This window comes from Dehalococcoides mccartyi CG5, from assembly GCF_000830885.1.
Lineage (GTDB): Bacteria > Chloroflexota > Dehalococcoidia > Dehalococcoidales > Dehalococcoidaceae > Dehalococcoides > Dehalococcoides mccartyi_B.
Map to the genome: position 1 here is coordinate 314,887 of NZ_CP006951.1, position 17,575 is coordinate 332,461.

The window sequence follows — 17,575 nt, forward strand, 5'->3', positions numbered from 1 at the left end:
TATGCCTAAAAAAGAAGATCCCAGAGAAACCCTGCGGAATGCAAGGCCAAGGGCAAAAACCCCGGCTAAGATAACTGCAAGCAAGCGTAAGAAACCTGCCCTTGTGCGTAGCAAGACCAAAAAAATCGCCTCAAAGAAGGCTTTTTCAAGCACTCCCGCCAAGGGAGGAGCGTCTTGGCTTTGGGTTATGCTGGTAGCTTCGGCTATGGCCTTTGTGGTCTGGCAATGGGAAGGCGTGACAGACTTTTTTGCCAATTTCGGCAGTGGTACGGCCGGCCTGTTTGGCTGGGGGCTGCTGCTTATTCTTTTGGGTATTATTATTGCTATTGTGGCTCTCAGGTTTGACCAGATGTCCGAATGGGCTCACCGCTACCGTCTGAATCTTTGGAACAAATGGCTGGGCGGGGTGGTGCTTATTCTAGCGGCTTGGGGTATGCTGGGTATGATGGATGCCGGCGGTGACATAGGCTTAGGCATACTGGGCGGCAAAACCGATGTAAACGGATTTATGCGGGTACTGGCTCTGATTGTGCTGGGAATCATACTTTTAGCTCCGGGTGCAGTCTGGAAAAGCCTGAGTGGGCTTTTCAAAGGTATTTTCAGACCCTCCCGCCGTTCTAATATGCCTGAAGTAGCCCGGCTTGACCGTACGGTAGTCAGCCGTCCGGTATTTGGTGGTCACGAAGACAGTATCAGCCCTGATATGGGTGAACCTGTCCGCAGGTTAGCTAACACAAAACCTGCCTCGAAGATAGAACTTCCATCTATAAAACTGCCCTCATTCGGCAAAACCGAATCACGGGTAATAGAGATTAAAAACCCTCTGGCAGCTAAAACTGCTCCCCAGACAGAGCTTCCCAATATGCCGGCGGAAAATACTGCCAGAGAACCCAAACCGGCTGATGACCGTTCGGACGCTGACCGCAGGCAGGTGGCTTCCGAAGTCTGGAAGAAATATGGCGAGGCTGAGGGTTTGGTAGAGATGGACGGCTGGAAATTGCCGCCTATAGAAATGCTGGATAAAACTACCGAAATAGGTTTTTCGGAAGCGGATAATCTTCAGCGGGCACGGGCTATTGAAGATGCTTTGGCCAGTTACGGGGTGGAGGGCAAGGTTATCCAGATAAATGCCGGACCTACCGTTACCCAATTCGGGGTGGAACCGGGCTGGGACCGCAAATTTAAAGAAATAAAAGAACGTGATAAAGACGGGGAGACTACTTCCCGGCAAGTGGAGGTTTCCAAGACAAGGGTCAAGGTTGACCGTATTGCCTCTTTGGCAAACGATCTGGCACTGGCTCTGGCCGCACCCAGTTTACGCATAGAAGCCCCTGTGCCGGGTAAATCTATAGTAGGTATCGAAGTACCTAACACTTCTTTCGGGGTGGTATCCATGCGGAGCGTTATGGAGACTAACACTTTCCAGAAGATACTGGCTCGCTCACCACTGGCTTTGGCTTTGGGTAAAGGTGCAGGCGGTGAGGCTGTTTCCGGTGACCTGACCAAGATGCCCCATTTGCTTATTGCCGGTGCTACCGGTTCAGGTAAAACAGTCTGCCTGAACTCCATTATATGCTGTATGTTGCTGAACAATACGCCTGCAAGCGTGAAGTTTATTATGATTGACCCCAAAAGGGTGGAACTTACCCCATTTAACGGTTTGCCTCATCTGGCTACACCGGTAATTGTAGACGTGGAAAAAGCTCTGTCTGCCCTGCGCTGGTTGGCGGCTGAGATGGACCGACGTTATCAGACACTGGCGGCAGCCGGTTCACGCAATATTGAGGGTTACAACAAGACCCGTGTTGGTTCTGACCGAATGGCTTTTATTGTACTGATTATAGACGAACTGGCAGATCTGATGATGGCCGGTTTTGATGAGGTTGAACACATCCTTTGCCGCTTGGCTCAGATGGCCAGAGCTGTGGGTATCCACCTGGTAGTGGCTACCCAACGCCCGTCAGTAGATGTCATCACCGGGCTTATCAAGGCTAACTTTCCCACCCGTATCAGTTTTGCGGTTACCTCACAGGTAGACTCGCGGACTATTTTGGATATGGTGGGTGCGGAAAAACTGCTGGGGCGGGGTGATATGCTTTACATGCCTACCGAGGCTGCTAAACCCAAACGTCTGCAGGGCTGTTATGTTTCGGATGCCGAAAGTGAACGCTTGATATACTTTTGGACCAACCAGAAAGATATCTCTCCGTCTGAAGCTTTGAAAGTGGAGGAGATAACCGCCCCGCCGCCGGCTCAAAAAAGCCGAACCAAAGACCCTCTGTTTGACGAGGCCATGGCACTTATTTCAGAGCATAACAATATTATTTCTGCCTCGTTCCTGCAGAGGAAGATGCATATTGGTTACCCCAGAGCTGCCCGCTTGGCAGATGAACTGCGGGAAGCTATTGAGGGTGATGACGGCAAAGCCGAAGTACCAAAAGATGAGTATTAAGTAATACAGCTTAAAGTATTAGAAAAGCCCTGATTATTTCAGGGCTTTTGTTTGGCTTTCTTTTCAACTGCGTCTTTGTAAACTTGTGCAAGGCCTTTGCCGTGCTGGGTCATCTGTTTACGGCGGCTTAGCAGCCTTTGTTCACGTTGTTCCTGACGGGTCTGGGGTGTCTTATTCGGGTCTTTCATTTTCTGCCCAGCGGGTCTATTTCAAGTGCGGCACGCAGTTCCACCACCCGGTCACGGATAAGGGCTGCCCGTTCAAACTCCAGATTTTTAGCCGCTTTTTTCATCTGGCTTTCCAGTTCTTTTATCAAACGGGCAATATCTTCCCTGAGGGTGGGGGTGGGTCTGAACTCCGGGCCGCTGACTTCGGCTGTGACCGAGCGGATACGTTCATTTATATCCTTGATAGCCTTGCGGATACCCTGCGGGGTAATATTGTGCAGGCGGTTATAATCTTCCTGTATTTTACGGCGGCGGATAATTTCATCCATGGCACGCTGCATAGACCCGGTTATTTTATCTGCGTACATTATTACTTGCCCGTCCACATGGCGGGCAGCCCGTCCCATAGTCTGGATAAGTGCCTGTTCAGACCGAAGGTATCCCTCTTTGTCGGCATCCAGTATGGCCACCAGACTGACTTCAGGCAGGTCTAATCCTTCGCGGAGCAGATTTATGCCCACTATTACGTCATAAACCCCCAGACGCAGGTCACGGAGTATTTCTATCCGTTCCAGAGTATCTACCTCGGAGTGCAGGTAATGGGTTTTTACTCCCATTTCTACCAGATAATCAGCCAGCTTTTCAGACATCTTTTTGGTAAGGGTAGTGATAAGCACCCGTTCATTTTTCGCTACCCGTTTTTTTACTTCTTCCAGCAGGTCATCTATCTGCCCGACGGTGGGTTTTACCGTCATGACCGGTTCAAGCAGACCGGTGGGGCGTACCAGCTGCTCCACTACCTGCAGGGAGTGTTCTTTTTCATACGGGCCGGGTGTGGCTGATACATAAATAGCCTGTTTGACTCTGGCTTTAAATTCATCAAAGCTCAAGGGGCGGTTATCCATAGCTGACGGCAGGCGGAAGCCGTAGTCCACCAGAGTTTTTTTGCGGGCGGAGTCTCCGGCGTACATTCCCCGTATCTGGGGGAGGCTCATATGGGACTCGTCAACTATCAGCAGAAAATCTTCCGGGAAATAATCCAGTAGTGTCCAAGGGGCACTGCCTGCTTTTCGCCCTGCCAGATGACGGGAATAGTTTTCCACCCCTGAGCAATATCCTGCCTGTTCCATCATCTCCAAATCATAATTGGTTCGTTGCTTCAGGCGGGCGGCTTCCAGCATCTTGCCTTCGGCTTCCAGTTCCTTCAGGCGGTCTTCAAGCTCGGCTTGAATGCTCTTTATGGCCTCAGCCATTTTTTCGGCTGAGGTCACAAAATGCTTGGCGGGGTAGATATTTATCTCTTCTATACCAGCCAGAAGTTCGCCGCTTACCGGGTCAAGGCTGACTATCCGTTCTATTTCATCACCGAAGAATTCCACCCTGAGTGCCAGTTCTTCGTAAGCCGGCTGAATTTCCAGAGTATCTCCCCGCAGACGGAATTTGCCGCGGGAGAAATCAAGGTCATTCCGTTCGTACTGCATATCTACCAGACGCCGCAGGATAAGGTCACGCCGGAAAGATTGGCCCTTTTTCAAAGGGAGTACAAAACTGCGGTATTCTTCCGGTTCGCCCAAACCGTATATGCAGGAAACCGAGGCTACGATAACCACATCCCGGCGTTCAAAAAGGGCACGGGTAGCGGCATGACGGAGTTTATCAATCTCCTCGTTTATATCTGAATCTTTCTCAATGTACATGTCCTTTTGGGGGACATAAGCTTCAGGCTGGTAATAATCATAATAGCTGACAAAGTATTCCACCGAGTTTTCGGGCAGGAATTCTTTCATTTCTGAATAGAGCTGGGCGGCCAGAGTTTTGTTGTGGCTGATTATCAGGGTGGGGCGGTTTACTCTGGCTATAACGTTAGCCATGGTAAAGGTTTTGCCTGAGCCGGTCACTCCCAGCAGGGTCTGGTCTGTAAGCCCGCTTACCAGTCCCTTAGCCAGTTTTTCCACTGCTTGGGGTTGGTCACCGGTAAGTGCAAAATCTGAGACTATTTTGAAAGATGGCATACCAAAATTATAAACTTTTGAGTGGGGCAGGGCAATCTACAAATGTTACTTGTTGTTAAAGTAGTTTAGTGCCAGTTTTATCCGTTCTTCCAGAGGCAAGTCACCGTTATCCCCCAAACTGGAGATGGCTTTGGCGGCTTCGCTTGAGGAGTACCCCAGAGCGGTCAGGGTAGCTAAAATATCTGAATTGGCTTCGGTAACCTGGCTGAGTACCCCTGCCTCCCAGTTTTTGGCTATCTTGTCCTTCAGTTCCAGAATAATGCGGCTGGAGGTTTTTTTGCCTATGCCCGGTATGGTGGAGAGTAGCTCTGCGTTGCCGCTTATTATGGCTGAAGCCAAGGCTTCGGCATTCATAACCGAAAGCATAGCCAAGCCCAGTTTAGGACCTATGCCGCTTACGTCTATTAGGGTTTCAAACAGGGAGAGTTCCTCGGTTGTGGCGAAACCGAACAGGGACAGGGCATCTTCACGGACGTGCAGGTGGGTAAATACCCGTACTCTCTGCCCCAGCCCGCCGATAAGGGCGGGAGAAGTGGCGGGCATATAACAGCGAAAACCTACCCCTGAGACATTTATTACTGCCCAGTCTTTGCCGCTGGCTTCCAGAATACCGTTCAGGCTTGAAATCATGTTAAGTCTCCCTGTGAGATTATATTTGTAAAAGCCCTTTGGCTGTGATGGCAGATAGCTACTGCCAGAGCATCAGCGGCGTCATTGGGTTGGGGAATCTCGGCCAGATTTAAGAGCAGGCGTACCATTTCCTGTATCTGCTCTTTGGAGGCATTGCCGGAGCCGGCTACCCGGCTTTTTATACAGGCCGGGCTGTATTCGGTCACCGGCAGGCTGTGGTTGGCGGCTGCCAGCAGGGCTACTGCCTGAGCTTTGCCGATAGCTAATGCACTCTTAATATTTTTATCTGCAAACGGGCTTTCTACTGCTACTTCATCAGGCTGGTACAGTTCGATTACCTCTACCAAACCTTTATATATGTAAGCCAGACGCTGGGGTATAGGTGCGCAAGCTGGGGGTGTCAAACTGGAAAAACCGACCAAGGTCAGTTCGTCATTTGCAGCCTCAATAATGCCGTAACCAACCACCAGTGTACCGGGGTCTATTCCCAATATTCTCATAAATTAAGCCTGGGAGTGGTATTTCTCCACTACTTCGGGGTCAAAATCTGCATTGGAGGATACAGTCTGGACGTCATCCAGTTCCTCCAGCTTGTCCAGAAGCTTTAAAACCTGCATGGCGGTCTCTTCGTCCAGCTTAACGGTATTCTTGGGTACCATATTTATTTCGGCTGAATCTATGGTTACGCCCTGTGTTTCCAGCTGCTGGCGGATTTTTTCCATATCCGGCATGGCCGTATAGATTTCCATGTAGCCTTCATCTGTGTTTACGTCTTCCGCCCCCATGTCTATGGCTTTTAGAGACAGTTCATCGGTATCCAGTCCGGCGGTTTCCACTCCGATAACCCCTTTGGCTTCAAATATCCAGGATACAGCCCCTGATTCAGCCAAACTGCCGCCGCCTTTGGAGAACATGTGGCGGACATCTGAAACTGTGCGGTTGCGGTTGTCGCTCATACCGTTTACCAGTACGGCAACACCTCCGGGTCCGTAGCCTTCCAGAATCATTTCAATAACAGTCGTTCCTTCCAGTTCGCCGGAGCCTTTTTTAATAGCCCGTTCAATATTATCGGAAGGCATGCGGCTGTCTTTGGCTTTTTGTATGGCTAGGCGGAGTCGGGCATTCCCTTCGGGGCTGGGGCCACCCTGTTTGGCGGCGAAGATGATTTCGCGGGAAAGCTTGGTAAACAGCTGGCCACGTTTGGCATCAGCCGCCCCCTTGGCATGCTTTATGGTAGCCCACTTGGAATGTCCCGACATATGTTGTTTCTCCTGTTTTGTCTAGCTGCTACCATTCTAGCACTTTTTATAATTTGGTATAAAGTGTTTGAACATAATGTAAAAGTTAAATTATTTGCGGGTTTAGCGTAATTCTATCAGTCTTGGGCAACTACCATTGCAATGGCATATTCGCGGCAGTGAGACAAGCTGATAGACAGGTGTTTGATACCAAGGATATTGGCTTTATCCCGTGCCTGCCCGTACAGATTGACTGACGGCTGGCCTTCAGGCAGGTTCAGGGTTTCAATCTCTGTGTAGCTTTGGTTTTTAGGCAGGCTGAGTACCTTTATTACCGCTTCTTTAGCGGCAAAACGGGCTGCCAGTGAGGGGAATCGGTCTTTACATAAAGATAATTCAGCCGGGGTGAATATGCGGTTTAAAAAGTGTTCGCCCCAGCGGGCTTCAGCCGCTTTGATGCGGCGGATTTCAATAATATCTGTACCGGTGTAAAGCATAACGGTTTTATTATAACCGCTGTTAAACCCCTTGGCGAGGTTTATCTTTTCTTCTTGCCCAGTATGCGGTTTAAGCTGCTGCCATTAAGGCGGGTATAGAGTTTGCCGTCCACCTCAAGGGTAGGTGCCAGACCGCAAATACCGGCACAATTAATAGTATCCAGGCTTATTTCATTATCAAGGGTGGTTTCACCGGCTTTAATGCCCAGCCGTTTTTCAATATTCCGAAGCAGCCTTTCAGCCCCCATCACATGGCAGGCTGTTCCGCGGCAAACATGCACCCGGTGTATTCCCGGTGGCTCAAGCCTGAACTGGCTGTAAAAAGTGGCAATATTGTAAACAGAGCTTTCCGGTACGCCAACGTAAGCGGCTACTTTTTGCATCATGTCACGGGAAAGGTAAGAAAAATTGCGCTGGAAGGCCAGCAGGATGGGGATAAGGTTTTCCTTTTTTGCTTCGTACAGGGAGAGTACGGGGGTGTAGGTTTTGTTTACGGGTTTGTCCATAATGCACCTCCGCAAGATTTACTTGGCCGGCACGGATTACCCTTGATTAAAAGTATATCCCAAACAAAGTTTGATAAGCAACGGATTTGGTAAAAATAAGTACTAATACTTACGGCATATATGGATGTACTTAAGGGCAGTTTACCCCTGTATCTACGTACAATACAAACGTGAGTTCAGTTGCCCTTGATAGTGGGCTGTGTTATCATTACGGGAGTTTTGGGTGGAGGAAGTGTGTGGCTGTACAGGATCAACTTGACAACCTGAACCGCCTTAAAAAGCAGGCGGAAATGGGCGGCGGAGAAGCCAAAATAGAAGCTCAGCATAAGCGGGGCAAGTTAACTGCCCGTGAACGTATAGAATTGCTCTTTGACAAAGGGACATTTAATGAACTGGGGGCTTTTGCCTCCCACCGTTGCCGTGATTTTGGGCTGGAAAAACAGCGGAATGCAGGGGATGCGGTGGTAACCGGCAGTGGTCTGGTAAACGGGCGGCTGGTGTTTACCTATTCGCAGGATTTCACTGTTCTGGGCGGCTCTATCTCTGAAGTAGTCGGCCAGAAAGTAGCCCAGGTAATAGATATGGCTATTCGGGCAGGTGCGCCGCTTATTGCCATAAATGACTCAGGCGGTGCCCGCATACAGGAGGGTGTTGCCAGCCTGAGCGGGGTGGGTGATATACTCCTTAGGAATACTATTGCCAGCGGGGTTATTCCCCAGATTTCGATAGTGGTAGGTCCCAGTGCCGGCGGGGCAGTCTATGCCCCGGCCCTGACAGACTTTATCTTTGCGGTCAAGGGCATAAGCCAGATGTATATCACCGGGCCGGATGTTATTAAAACGGTAACGGGTGAAGATATAAGTCATGAAGCATTGGGTGGGGCTGAAATCCACGCCAAGAAAAGCGGGGTAGCCCATTTCCTATGCGAAAATGAAAAAGAGTGTTTTGAGCAGGTTAGAGAACTGATGGGTTTTTTGCCCCAGAGCAACCGCGAGAAACCTCCACGGGGTAAAAACAAGGACAACGAGGAACGCAAGACCCGTGATCTGAGGGATATAATACCGGACAATCCCAAACGGGCTTACGATATGAAAAAGGTTATCACCGAAGTAGCTGATGAAAAAGAATTTTTTGAGGTTCACAAAAATTATGCCCAGAATATAATTGTCGGTTTTGTGCGGATGGGCGGGCAGCCTGCGGGTATTGTTGCCCAGCAACCCTCGCATATGGCCGGTGTTATAGATATAAATGCATCACTCAAAGCAGCCCGGTTTATCCGCTTTTGTGACGCATTTGAGATACCGCTGGTTAGCTTTGTGGATGTACCGGGTTTCATGCCGGGTACAGACCAGGAGCATAGCGGTATTATCAAGCATGGTGCTAAACTTATTTATGCTTATGCGGAAGCAACCGTACCCAAGATAACGGTTATCACCCGCAAAGCATACGGGGGTGCTTATATTGTGATGAGCAGTAAACACCTGCGGGGAGATGTAAACTATGCCTGGCCGGCCAGTGAAGTGGCAGTTATGGGGGCGGAAGGGGCAGTAAATATCGTATCCCGCAAGGCTATTACTGAATCTGCCAATCCGGAAGAAACCAGGCAGAAATTGCTTGAAGAATATCGGGAACACTTTGCCAACCCTTATCAGGCGGCTCAGCTGGGCTATATAGATGATGTAATTGATCCGGCTGATACCAGGAGCAAAATTATAAAAGCCCTGCGCTCTCTTGAGAATAAAATACTGGTAAATCCTCCCAAAAAACATGGGAATATACCTTTGTAAAGGAAGGTTGCATAAACAAAACATGGGGAAAACACTAGCAGAAAAAATACTCAGCCTGAAATCTGGCAGTGATGCCAGTGCCGGAGACATTGTAGTCTCCATGGTGGACTTGGCATTTGTTCAGGATACCACCGGCCCTCTGACTGTCAGGGAATTTTGGGACAACGGCTTTACCAAACTGGCTAATCCGTCACGGACAGCCCTTTTTCTGGACCATGCCGCACCCAGCCCCCAGAGACAGCTCTCAACAGACCATATCCTGCTTCGCAAATTTGCCCGGGATACCGGAGCCCTTATTTTTGATGTAGGCGAGGGAGTTTGTCACCAGCTGGTGGCTGAAAAGCTGGCCAGACCGGGTGATGTGATTGTAGGGGCAGATTCCCATACGGTTACCGCCGGAGGTCTGTGTGCCTTTGCTACCGGCATGGGCTCGTCTGATATTGCGGTGGCTTTTGCTCTGGGCAAGACTTGGTTTCGGGTGCCGGAGACTATTAAAGTGGTAGTCAGCGGGCGTTTCAAGCATGGGCTTTACGCAAAAGACCTTATTTTGCATCTTATCGGACTTATCGGGGCGGATGGGGCTACCTATAAAGCTCTGGAGTTTTCCGGTAATGTTGTGAACAATATGACGGTAGCCGAAAGGCTGACTATTGCCAATATGGCGGTTGAGGCCGGGGCTAAAGTAGGGCTTTTCCCGTCTGACCGCCAGACACTTGAATACCTGTGTTCGGTGGGGCGTGAGGCTGACTACCAGCCTTTGGCGGCTGATGTAGATGCAGTGTACGAAAGGGTAATAGAAATAGATGCTACCGCCCTTGAACCCACCATATCCAAACCCCATACCGTGGATAATACTGCTACTGCCCGTGAACTTAAGGGTACCAAACTGGATCAGGTATTTATCGGTACCTGCACCGGAGGGCGTCTGGATGATTTGGCGGTGGCGGCGGCTATATTTAAAAACCGCAAACGCCATCCCCAAACCCGTCTTATAGTCACGCCTGCCTCACAAAAAATATATCTGGAAGCTATCCGTCTGGGTTATATAGAAATACTGGTACAGGCCGGGGCTAATATTATGCCGCCCGGTTGCGGTGCCTGTCTGGGCGTCCATCAGGGTGTGCTGGGAGACGGCGAAGTTTGCCTTTCCACTGCCAACCGCAATTTTAAAGGCCGTATGGGTAACCCCGAAGGGTTTATCTATTTGGCCAGTGCGGCAACTGCTGCCGCATCTGCCATCAAAGGTGAAATTTCAGATCCCAGAGAGGTAATGTAATGCTTAAGGGCAAGGCTTTTAAGTTTGGTGATAGTATATCCACTGACCATATTGCACCCGGAAGGCTGGTGCACCTGCGGAGCAACCTGCCGGAACTGGCCAAGCATGTGCTGGAAGACGCTGACCCCACTTTTGCCCAGAGGGTAAAACCCGGTGATTTTGTGGTGGCGGGCAATAACTTCGGCTTGGGTTCTTCCCGTGAACATGCCCCCCTGATTATCAAGATGGCTGGAGTGAATGCGGTAATGGCAAAGTCAGTAGCCCGCATTTTCTTCCGCAACGCCATAAATCTGGGTCTGCCGATACTTATATGTGATACCGATAAAATTGCCGAAGGTGACGAACTGGAAGTAGACCTTGATGGCGGCAAGATATATGACCGTACCAACGGAGCAGAGCTGACATTTGGCAAAATACCTCCCGCTATGCTGAAGATACTTGATGAGGGCGGGGTTATGCCCTATATAAAGAAATACGGTGATTTCAAACTGAACGAAGTTTAAGGAGTTTTATTTTGATGTATCATAATGTAACCCTTATACCCGGTGACGGGATTGGTCCTGAAATATCTGAAGCTACCCGTCGGGTGCTGGAAGCTACTGGTGTTAAGTTTAACTGGGAAGTGGTAAATGCCGGTGCGGACGTGGTGGCTGAATATGGCACACCCTTGCCGGATATGGTGCTTGAATCCATCAGGAAAAATAAGGTTGCCATAAAAGGGCCGGTAACCACCCCGGTTGGCTCAGGCTTCAGAAGCGTAAATGTGGGTATGCGTAAAGCCCTTAATCTGTATACCTGCCTTCGCCCCTGTAAGACCTATCCCGGTGTTCCCTCCCGTTATGACAATGTGGATATAGTCATAGTGCGGGAAAACATGGAAGACCTGTATGCCGGTATTGAGTTTGAAAAGGGCAGTGCCGAAGCCCTAAGGCTTATTGAGTTTATTAAAGAAAATAAAAAGGTGGAAATACGGACTGATTCGGGTATCAGCATAAAACCAATCAGTGTGTTTGGTACCGAACGCATATTCCGCTGGGCTTTTAAATATGCCAAAGATAACAACCGCAAAAAGGTAACTGCTGTCCACAAGGCCAATATTATGAAATATTCAGACGGGCTGTTTCTGGCTGTAGGCCGCAAAGTGGCGGAGGAATACCCTGAAATAGAGTTTGAAGACCGGATTGTAGACAATATGACTATGCAGCTGGTTAAAACCCCCACCCAGTTTGATATACTGGTCTGCCCCAACCTGTACGGAGACATCTTATCTGATTTGTGTGCCGGACTGGTGGGTGGTTTGGGGGTTGCACCGGGTGCCAATATCGGTGATGAATACGCCCTGTTTGAGCCTACCCATGGTTCTGCCCCCAAGTACAAGGGGTTGAACAAGGTAAATCCCATGGCTATGATGCTTTCAGGTGTGCTTATGCTCCGCTATCTTAAAGAAGAAAAGGCTGCTGACAAGCTGGAAAATGCTATTGCGGCGGTTATTGCCGAAGGCAAGAGTGTTACTTACGATATGCTTTCTCCTGACAAACAGGCAGTGGCAGTGGGTACTTCGCAGGTGGCAGATGCCATAATAGCCAAAATGAAATAATAAATACGGCTAAAGGTTTACGGGTATTGTACCCGTAGGCTTATTTACCCGCAGTGATAACAGGTGAGGAAGAAAACAGATGCCCAAGATTAGTGTAATAGGTGCCGGCAATGTGGGTGCTACTCTGGCCCAACGCCTTATAGAAAAAGACTTTGCAGATGTGGTCATGCTGGACGTGGTGGAGGGTATTCCCCAGGGCAAAGCTCTGGATATCTCCCAGTCCGCTAGTGTTTTGGGTTTTCGCCACACCATTACCGGCAGTAATGACTATGCCGAAACAGCTGGCTCGGAGATAGTGGTGATAACCGCCGGCATTGCCCGCAAACCGGGCATGACCCGTGAAGAACTGCTGGCCATAAACCAGAAGATTATGACTGATGTGGTTTCAAACTGCCTTAAATATTCCCCCGAAGCAACGCTGGTGGTCGTTTCAAATCCGGTGGATACCATGACCTATTTGGCATGGAAACTTTCCGGTTTGCCCCGGAAGCGGGTAGTGGGTCTTTCGGGGGTGCTGGACGGAGGGCGTCTGGCTACCTTCGTAGCCCGTGAGCTTGGGGTAAACCCTTCGGCTGTCAGCCCTTGCGTAATGGGTGAACACGGCGGCAGTATGGTGGTGATGCCCCGCTTTACACTGGTAAACGGTAAACCCCTGTCTGAACTAGTCTCGCCTGAAAAGGCGGATGAACTGGCCAAACGGGCGGTTAACGGCGGTGCCGAGATTGTGGCTTTCCTTAAAACAGGCAGTGCTTTTTATGCCCCGTCTGCTTCAGTAGCCGCCATGGTAGAGGCTATTTTTCTAGGCAGCGGCAAGGTTATGAACTGTGCTGCGGTGCTGGACGGAGAGTATGGCCTGAGAAATATTGTACTGGGTGTGCCGGTAAAGTTGGGCAAAGGCGGTATAAAGGAAATTATCACCCTGCCGCTGGACGGGCAGGAAAATGCCCGCCTTCAGGCTTCTGCCGAAATGGTAAAGGTGCAGATAGCCTCTCTTTCACTTTAATAAGTTTAAAGGAGACAATACATTGAGTAAAGATAAAGAATTTCTGGATGCTTTTCTAAAACTGAAAACCGAGCTGGATGATACAGTTTACAAGCTTGAAGATGTAGTTATAAACGGCAATCTGGAAGAAAAGATTGCCGCTTTGAAAGAGGCGGAGGAAAGCCTGCCTCCCGCTCTGGAAAGGTTTGATACCCTGCCCGAACCCGAAGCTGAGAATGTTAAAAATGCCCGTGATTCATATAAAAAGGCCATGCACCTTTATCAGCAGGCCTGCAGCCACTATGTGAAACTGCTTACCGAACAAAACCGCGAAGAAGGCAAAGAAGGCGCTTACAAGATGAAACAAGCCGGAGACCTGTTCGTCAAGGCCAGTGAGTATCTAGAGGGTAAATAAGTGCGGGAAATAGCTGCATCCCGAATAAGTGCGGTTCTGGCGGAACTGATTGTAAAAACCAGTACAGAGCTGGGTGAGGATATTTTAACGGCTTTACATAAAGCATATGAAGCCGAAGAGTCTCCTGCCGGGCGGGATATACTTCAAAGTTTGCTGGAAAATGCCCGCATAGCCAAAGAAAAGAAAATACCCCTCTGTCAGGATACCGGCACAGCCATTGTTTTTGCTGAGGTGGGTCAGGAAGTGCACATAACGGGTAACTTTACTGATGCCATAAACCTGGGTGTCAGGCAGGGCTACGAGCAGGCTTATCTGCGGAAATCCATTGTCAGCCACCCGTTTTCAAAACGTATAAATACTAACGATAATACCCCGGCGGTTATTCACACTGAAATAGTCCCTGGAGACCGCCTGAAGCTCAGTTTCATGGCTAAAGGAAGCGGTGCGGAGAATATGAGCCGCCTTTTCATGCTTAAGCCCGGTGTAGGGCGTGAAGGGGTGATAGAGGCGGTGCTGGAAACAGTGGAAAAAGCCGGCGGCAGTCCCTGTCCGCCTATTATTATCGGGTTGGGGGTGGGGGCAACGGCGGAAAAGGCCATGTTCATGGCCAAGAAGGCCCTGCTTAGACCGCTTGGCATAACCCATACTGACCCCGAAGTGGCGGCTCTGGAAACAGAAGTGCTCAAGCAGGTGAATAAACTGGGTATAGGTCCGCTGGGTTTAGGCGGCAGAGTAACGGCTCTAGGGGTAATGGCTGAGACTGCACCTACCCATATTGCCAGTTTGCCGGTGGCGGTTAATCTGCAGTGCCATAGTGCCCGTCATGGTGAGGCGGTGCTTTGATGTCAAGTATAAAACTAAATTCTCCTTTTGATCCCTCTGAACTGGAAAAACTGCAGGCCGGAGATAGGGTACTGATTTCCGGTGTTATATACACTGCTCGTGACGCCGCCCACAAGAGGCTGGTAGAAACCCTGAAGCAGGGCAAGAAACTTCCATTTGACCTAAAAGGTCAAACTATTTACTACATGGGTCCTTCGCCTGCCAAACCGGGCGAAGTTATAGGTTCAGCAGGACCTACCACCAGCAGCCGAATGGACCCTTATACTCCGGAACTGCTGGATGCCGGGTTACGGGCTATTATCGGTAAGGGTAACCGTTCAGCCGAAGTTAGCTGGGCTATTGTAAATAAAAAGGTGGTTTATTTTATTTCCATAGGCGGGGCGGGGGCACTCCTCTCCCAGTGTATCAAGGAAAGCCGGATGGTTGCTTATCCTGAGCTTGGGGCTGAGGCTATATTGGCACTCACGGTGGAAAATTTTCCGGCTATCGTAGCTATTGACTCACAGGGGAACAACGCCTTTACCCTTGGACAATCTCTTTACCGGGTAGTTGGTACTAAGGAGGCCTGATATGGGGTGTTTATTTTGCGCCATAGCCAAAGGGGAAATACCTGCTCAGATAGTTTATAAAGATGAAGATCTGGTGGCTTTTAAAGATATAAACCCCCAGTCACCGGTGCATATACTTATTATTCCCCGCAGGCATATTGCCAATCTGACTGAGCTGGACGAGGCTGATACCGAACTGGCAGGTAAAATGATTTTGCTGGCAGGTAAACTTGCCCGTGAGATGGATATTGCCGAAAGCGGTTACAGGCTGGTGATTAATAGCGGGCGTGAGGGCGGACAAGTAGTCCAGCACCTGCATTTGCACCTTTTAGGTGGCCGCCAGCTTGGCGGACAGCTGGGTTAACCGGGAGTCTGGCTGAAATACAGCATTAATCCGGCCAGTGTCTTGGAGTCTGTTATCTGCTGATTGGCAATCATGGCTTTTACCTCTGCCGGGGTATAGCGGAAGACTTCTATATCTTCGGTATCTTCGGCGGTTAAAGGTGCATATTCAAGGTCTGTTGCTACCAGCACATACAAGTATTCGGTAAGAAAACCGGGTGATGAATAAAATCCGCCCAGCCTTCTAAGGGTATTGGGTTTATACCCGGCTTCCTCCCGCAGTTCACGGCGGGTGCTTTCCTCAGGGGTTTCCCCGCTATCCATACTGCCTGCCACCAGCTCCAACATGTCTTGGGCAGCTGCCAGGCGGTATTGTTTTATCATCAGCAGTTTGCCGTCTGTGTCAAGCGCCACTACCACTACGCAGGGGTTATGCTCCACCAGTTCACGCGGGGCAGTTTTACCCGAAGGCAATTCCACGGTAACCTTGCGGAGTTTAACCAGATTTCCGCAGTATATATAGTGGCTTGAAAGAATCTTTTCAACCATTATCGGATCTCCTAGTTTATACGGAGTTTACTTCGGCTAGTGATAACATCATGGCAGTTTCATCGCAATTGGGGAATTTAGGGCAGCGGTAGCATTCCCCCCATATTTTATGGGGCAGTGCATTTTTCTCCACCTCATGGAAACCGCATTTCAAAAAGAAAGCCGGTTTATAGGTCAGGCAGAAAACGGTGGGTATCCGAAGGGCTTTGGCATCTTCCAGACAAGCCTTGACTACCATTTCTCCAAGCCCCTGACGATGCCGTTCCTCGGAAACCGCCAGAGATTTTACTTCTGCCAAATCTGCCCAGCTGATATGCAGGGCGGCACAGGCAATTACCTCGCCGTTATCACCGCGGATTACATAAAAGTCCCGCAGGTTCTCATATATTTCAGCCAGAGAGCGGGCCAGCATCTGCCCGTGGTCAGCAAAATTGTTTACCAGCTTGTGAATAGTAGTGGCGTCTTTAATGGTGGCTTTATCTATCGTATACACTTTCGTTATTACCTTTCAGTTTGGTATCAAGCTCTTTGTAAAAATAATTATTCGGCCGTAGCCTCATGAATTTTACTTTCTTTGAGCTTCGCCTGAGACGCAGAGTGTCTCCGCTTGATACCTGCATATTGATAAAGCCATCTATACTCAGCGTGGCTTCATGCCAGGTATTTACCTTCAAATCTACGATGCTGTCAGACGGGAGCACCAGGCTGTAACCCCGTCCCAAATGGGGCAGAATAGGTGTCAGGATAATATCTGCCGAGTTTGGCTGGAGAACAGGCCCGCCGGCGGCATAAGAATAACCGGTACTGCCGGTGGCGGTGGATACAATAGCTCCATCAGCTTTGTAAGTGGTAAAAGGCTGTGAATTTATATCTACCGAAACGCAGATAACCCGGGCAACTTGCCCGCGGGCTACTACGGCGTCATTCATGACGAAAAACTGCCGGCTTTGAGCGGAGTCATGGGGTAAATATTCGGCTTCCAGCAGGCTGCGTTCATCTATCCATCCGTCACCTGCCAGTACTTTTTCCAGCCCTGAAATGGCATCTTCAGGCGAAAGCTCGGTCATAAAGCCCACTTTACCCAGATTTACACTTAGAATGGGTATTTCAAGGGGCAATATGGCATGGGCGGTACGTAAAATAGTGCCGTCACCGCCGGTAGTAAAAATAAGCTGGGTATTTTGCATTTTGGAAGTCAGCTTATCCGCCTGCCAGGCAGAATCAGACCAGTTTTCAATTCCCAGTGAATCCAGCTTGGCGGTCAGCTTAATAGCCAGGTCACAGGCAGCCGGATTTAATGGGTGATATATAATGCCAATCTTTTTATACATAACAGAATATCCTTAAATAAAGACAAAATGAGTGTAACAACCCGAAGTGCGGGTGTCAAACAGAGGAAAGTTTACTTGCGCCTGGAGAAAAACAGCAGCAAAAGGCCGATACCGGCAATGGCCACACCCCAGACAATCCCGTATGCCAGTTGTTTAACCAGCAGGAAACTGATGCCGCCCAGAAGGAGGCCGCCGAACAGGACGATAATACCCAGATATTGCAATCGGTATGATGTATGGCTGCGGGGAGGCGCTTTGGGGGCAACCCGAGCCGGTTTAGATTTGGCATCTTCAGTGGTATCTGATTTTTTACCCAGCTTGCCGAATTTGCTGACTGCCCAGACTATGGCTATCAGGCCGCCTATCAAGAGTATTTCTATAGGACCAATTTTCATAATGCTCC

The 17,575-nt window shown here is 49.6% G+C and carries 21 protein-coding genes; 10 read left to right on the forward strand and 11 right to left on the reverse strand.

Annotated elements, in window-relative coordinates:
• The first annotated feature begins 1 nt into the window (after position 1).
• Positions 2–2,452: a DNA translocase FtsK gene (locus X794_RS01565; RefSeq protein ID WP_034376705.1), complete on the forward strand. Its 2,451-nt coding sequence runs from the start codon at positions 2–4 to the stop codon at positions 2,450–2,452.
• 38 nt (positions 2,453–2,490) lie between these two features.
• On the opposite strand, the gene X794_RS07370 is transcribed toward X794_RS01565, so the two are convergent.
• The 7 genes from X794_RS07370 to X794_RS01595 form a co-directional block, all read right to left on the reverse strand.
• Positions 2,491–2,640: a hypothetical protein gene (locus X794_RS07370; RefSeq protein ID WP_011308962.1), complete on the reverse strand. Its 150-nt coding sequence runs from the start codon at positions 2,638–2,640 to the stop codon at positions 2,491–2,493.
• Positions 2,637–4,631 (reverse strand): excinuclease ABC subunit UvrB, encoded by a 1,995-nt coding sequence (gene uvrB / locus X794_RS01570; RefSeq protein WP_011308963.1) that lies wholly within the window; start codon positions 4,629–4,631, stop codon positions 2,637–2,639. The genes X794_RS07370 and uvrB overlap by 4 nt, the downstream gene beginning before the upstream one ends.
• Positions 4,632–4,676: 45 nt before the next feature.
• Positions 4,677–5,261 (reverse strand): Holliday junction branch migration protein RuvA, encoded by a 585-nt coding sequence (ruvA, locus tag X794_RS01575; RefSeq protein ID WP_011308964.1) that lies wholly within the window; start codon positions 5,259–5,261, stop codon positions 4,677–4,679.
• Complete coding sequence (gene ruvC / locus X794_RS01580; protein WP_011308965.1) at positions 5,258–5,761, reverse strand: crossover junction endodeoxyribonuclease RuvC; 504 nt, start codon at positions 5,759–5,761, stop codon at positions 5,258–5,260. The genes ruvA and ruvC overlap by 4 nt, the downstream gene beginning before the upstream one ends.
• Positions 5,762–5,764: 3 nt before the next feature.
• Positions 5,765–6,520: a YebC/PmpR family DNA-binding transcriptional regulator gene (locus X794_RS01585; protein ID WP_011308966.1), complete on the reverse strand. Its 756-nt coding sequence runs from the start codon at positions 6,518–6,520 to the stop codon at positions 5,765–5,767.
• Positions 6,521–6,636: 116 nt separating this feature from the next.
• Positions 6,637–6,996 (reverse strand): holo-ACP synthase, encoded by a 360-nt coding sequence (acpS, locus tag X794_RS01590; RefSeq protein ID WP_011308967.1) that lies wholly within the window; start codon positions 6,994–6,996, stop codon positions 6,637–6,639.
• 41 nt (positions 6,997–7,037) lie between these two features.
• Positions 7,038–7,502, reverse strand: a complete 465-nt coding sequence (locus X794_RS01595) for a complex I 24 kDa subunit family protein (RefSeq protein WP_011308968.1) — start codon at positions 7,500–7,502, stop codon at positions 7,038–7,040.
• A gap of 236 nt (positions 7,503–7,738) precedes the next feature.
• On the opposite strand from X794_RS01595, the gene X794_RS01600 reads away from it, so the two are divergent.
• From X794_RS01600 to X794_RS01640, 9 genes are all read left to right on the forward strand, one after another.
• On the forward strand, positions 7,739–9,289 hold the full coding sequence (locus X794_RS01600; RefSeq protein WP_011308969.1) for an acyl-CoA carboxylase subunit beta: 1,551 nt from the start codon (positions 7,739–7,741) through the stop codon (positions 9,287–9,289).
• A gap of 22 nt (positions 9,290–9,311) precedes the next feature.
• Positions 9,312–10,565 (forward strand): 3-isopropylmalate dehydratase large subunit, encoded by a 1,254-nt coding sequence (locus tag X794_RS01605; RefSeq protein ID WP_011308970.1) that lies wholly within the window; start codon positions 9,312–9,314, stop codon positions 10,563–10,565.
• Positions 10,565–11,068: a 3-isopropylmalate dehydratase small subunit gene (locus tag X794_RS01610; RefSeq protein ID WP_011308971.1), complete on the forward strand. Its 504-nt coding sequence runs from the start codon at positions 10,565–10,567 to the stop codon at positions 11,066–11,068. Before X794_RS01605 ends, X794_RS01610 begins: the two co-directional genes overlap by 1 nt.
• Before the next feature lie 14 nt (positions 11,069–11,082).
• Positions 11,083–12,162 carry an isocitrate/isopropylmalate dehydrogenase family protein gene (locus X794_RS01615; RefSeq protein ID WP_011308972.1) on the forward strand — a complete coding sequence of 360 codons (1,080 nt, stop codon included), beginning with the start codon at positions 11,083–11,085 and terminating at the stop codon, positions 12,160–12,162.
• 79 nt (positions 12,163–12,241) lie between these two features.
• Positions 12,242–13,165 carry a malate dehydrogenase gene (mdh, locus tag X794_RS01620; RefSeq protein ID WP_012984199.1) on the forward strand — a complete coding sequence of 308 codons (924 nt, stop codon included), beginning with the start codon at positions 12,242–12,244 and terminating at the stop codon, positions 13,163–13,165.
• A 22-nt stretch (positions 13,166–13,187) separates the two neighbouring features.
• Positions 13,188–13,559, forward strand: a complete 372-nt coding sequence (locus X794_RS01625; protein ID WP_011308974.1) for a hypothetical protein — start codon at positions 13,188–13,190, stop codon at positions 13,557–13,559.
• On the forward strand, positions 13,560–14,402 hold the full coding sequence (locus tag X794_RS01630) for a fumarate hydratase (protein ID WP_034376702.1): 843 nt from the start codon (positions 13,560–13,562) through the stop codon (positions 14,400–14,402).
• Complete coding sequence (locus X794_RS01635; RefSeq protein ID WP_034376699.1) at positions 14,402–14,971, forward strand: Fe-S-containing hydro-lyase; 570 nt, start codon at positions 14,402–14,404, stop codon at positions 14,969–14,971. Before X794_RS01630 ends, X794_RS01635 begins: the two co-directional genes overlap by 1 nt.
• A 1-nt stretch (position 14,972) precedes the next feature.
• A complete protein-coding gene (locus X794_RS01640; RefSeq protein WP_012984201.1) occupies positions 14,973–15,314 on the forward strand; it encodes a histidine triad nucleotide-binding protein in 342 nt (113 codons plus the stop codon).
• Here the strand turns inward: X794_RS01640 and X794_RS01645 are convergent.
• The 4 genes from X794_RS01645 to X794_RS01660 form a co-directional block, all read right to left on the reverse strand.
• A complete protein-coding gene (locus tag X794_RS01645; protein ID WP_034376696.1) occupies positions 15,311–15,841 on the reverse strand; it encodes an NUDIX hydrolase in 531 nt (176 codons plus the stop codon). The genes X794_RS01640 and X794_RS01645 overlap by 4 nt on opposite strands.
• A gap of 16 nt (positions 15,842–15,857) precedes the next feature.
• A complete protein-coding gene (locus X794_RS01650; protein ID WP_011308979.1) occupies positions 15,858–16,334 on the reverse strand; it encodes an N-acetyltransferase in 477 nt (158 codons plus the stop codon).
• Positions 16,318–17,172 (reverse strand): NAD(+)/NADH kinase, encoded by an 855-nt coding sequence (locus X794_RS01655; RefSeq protein WP_034376694.1) that lies wholly within the window; start codon positions 17,170–17,172, stop codon positions 16,318–16,320. The genes X794_RS01650 and X794_RS01655 overlap by 17 nt, the downstream gene beginning before the upstream one ends.
• A gap of 71 nt (positions 17,173–17,243) precedes the next feature.
• Entirely contained in the window at positions 17,244–17,567 is a 324-nt protein-coding gene (locus tag X794_RS01660) for a hypothetical protein (RefSeq protein WP_011308981.1), read from the reverse strand.
• Positions 17,568–17,575 lie beyond the last annotated feature (8 nt).

Coding starts and splice junctions, on each gene's coding strand:
- X794_RS01640 (WP_012984201.1), top strand. CDS start 14,973: ATGGGGTGTTTATTTTGCGCCATAGCCAAAGGGGAAATACCTGCTCAG.
- X794_RS01605 (WP_011308970.1), top strand. CDS start 9,312: ATGGGGAAAACACTAGCAGAAAAAATACTCAGCCTGAAATCTGGCAGT.
- X794_RS01595 (WP_011308968.1), bottom strand. CDS start 7,502: ATGGACAAACCCGTAAACAAAACCTACACCCCCGTACTCTCCCTGTAC.
- X794_RS01615 (WP_011308972.1), top strand. CDS start 11,083: ATGTATCATAATGTAACCCTTATACCCGGTGACGGGATTGGTCCTGAA.
- X794_RS01660 (WP_011308981.1), bottom strand. CDS start 17,567: ATGAAAATTGGTCCTATAGAAATACTCTTGATAGGCGGCCTGATAGCC.
- X794_RS07370 (WP_011308962.1), bottom strand. CDS start 2,640: ATGAAAGACCCGAATAAGACACCCCAGACCCGTCAGGAACAACGTGAA.
- X794_RS01635 (WP_034376699.1), top strand. CDS start 14,402: ATGTCAAGTATAAAACTAAATTCTCCTTTTGATCCCTCTGAACTGGAA.
- X794_RS01610 (WP_011308971.1), top strand. CDS start 10,565: ATGCTTAAGGGCAAGGCTTTTAAGTTTGGTGATAGTATATCCACTGAC.
- X794_RS01645 (WP_034376696.1), bottom strand. CDS start 15,841: ATGGTTGAAAAGATTCTTTCAAGCCACTATATATACTGCGGAAATCTG.
- ruvA (WP_011308964.1), bottom strand. CDS start 5,261: ATGATTTCAAGCCTGAACGGTATTCTGGAAGCCAGCGGCAAAGACTGG.
- acpS (WP_011308967.1), bottom strand. CDS start 6,996: ATGCTTTACACCGGTACAGATATTATTGAAATCCGCCGCATCAAAGCG.
- uvrB (WP_011308963.1), bottom strand. CDS start 4,631: ATGCCATCTTTCAAAATAGTCTCAGATTTTGCACTTACCGGTGACCAA.
- mdh (WP_012984199.1), top strand. CDS start 12,242: ATGCCCAAGATTAGTGTAATAGGTGCCGGCAATGTGGGTGCTACTCTG.
- X794_RS01585 (WP_011308966.1), bottom strand. CDS start 6,520: ATGTCGGGACATTCCAAGTGGGCTACCATAAAGCATGCCAAGGGGGCG.
- ruvC (WP_011308965.1), bottom strand. CDS start 5,761: ATGAGAATATTGGGAATAGACCCCGGTACACTGGTGGTTGGTTACGGC.
- X794_RS01655 (WP_034376694.1), bottom strand. CDS start 17,172: ATGTATAAAAAGATTGGCATTATATATCACCCATTAAATCCGGCTGCC.
- X794_RS01565 (WP_034376705.1), top strand. CDS start 2: ATGCCTAAAAAAGAAGATCCCAGAGAAACCCTGCGGAATGCAAGGCCA.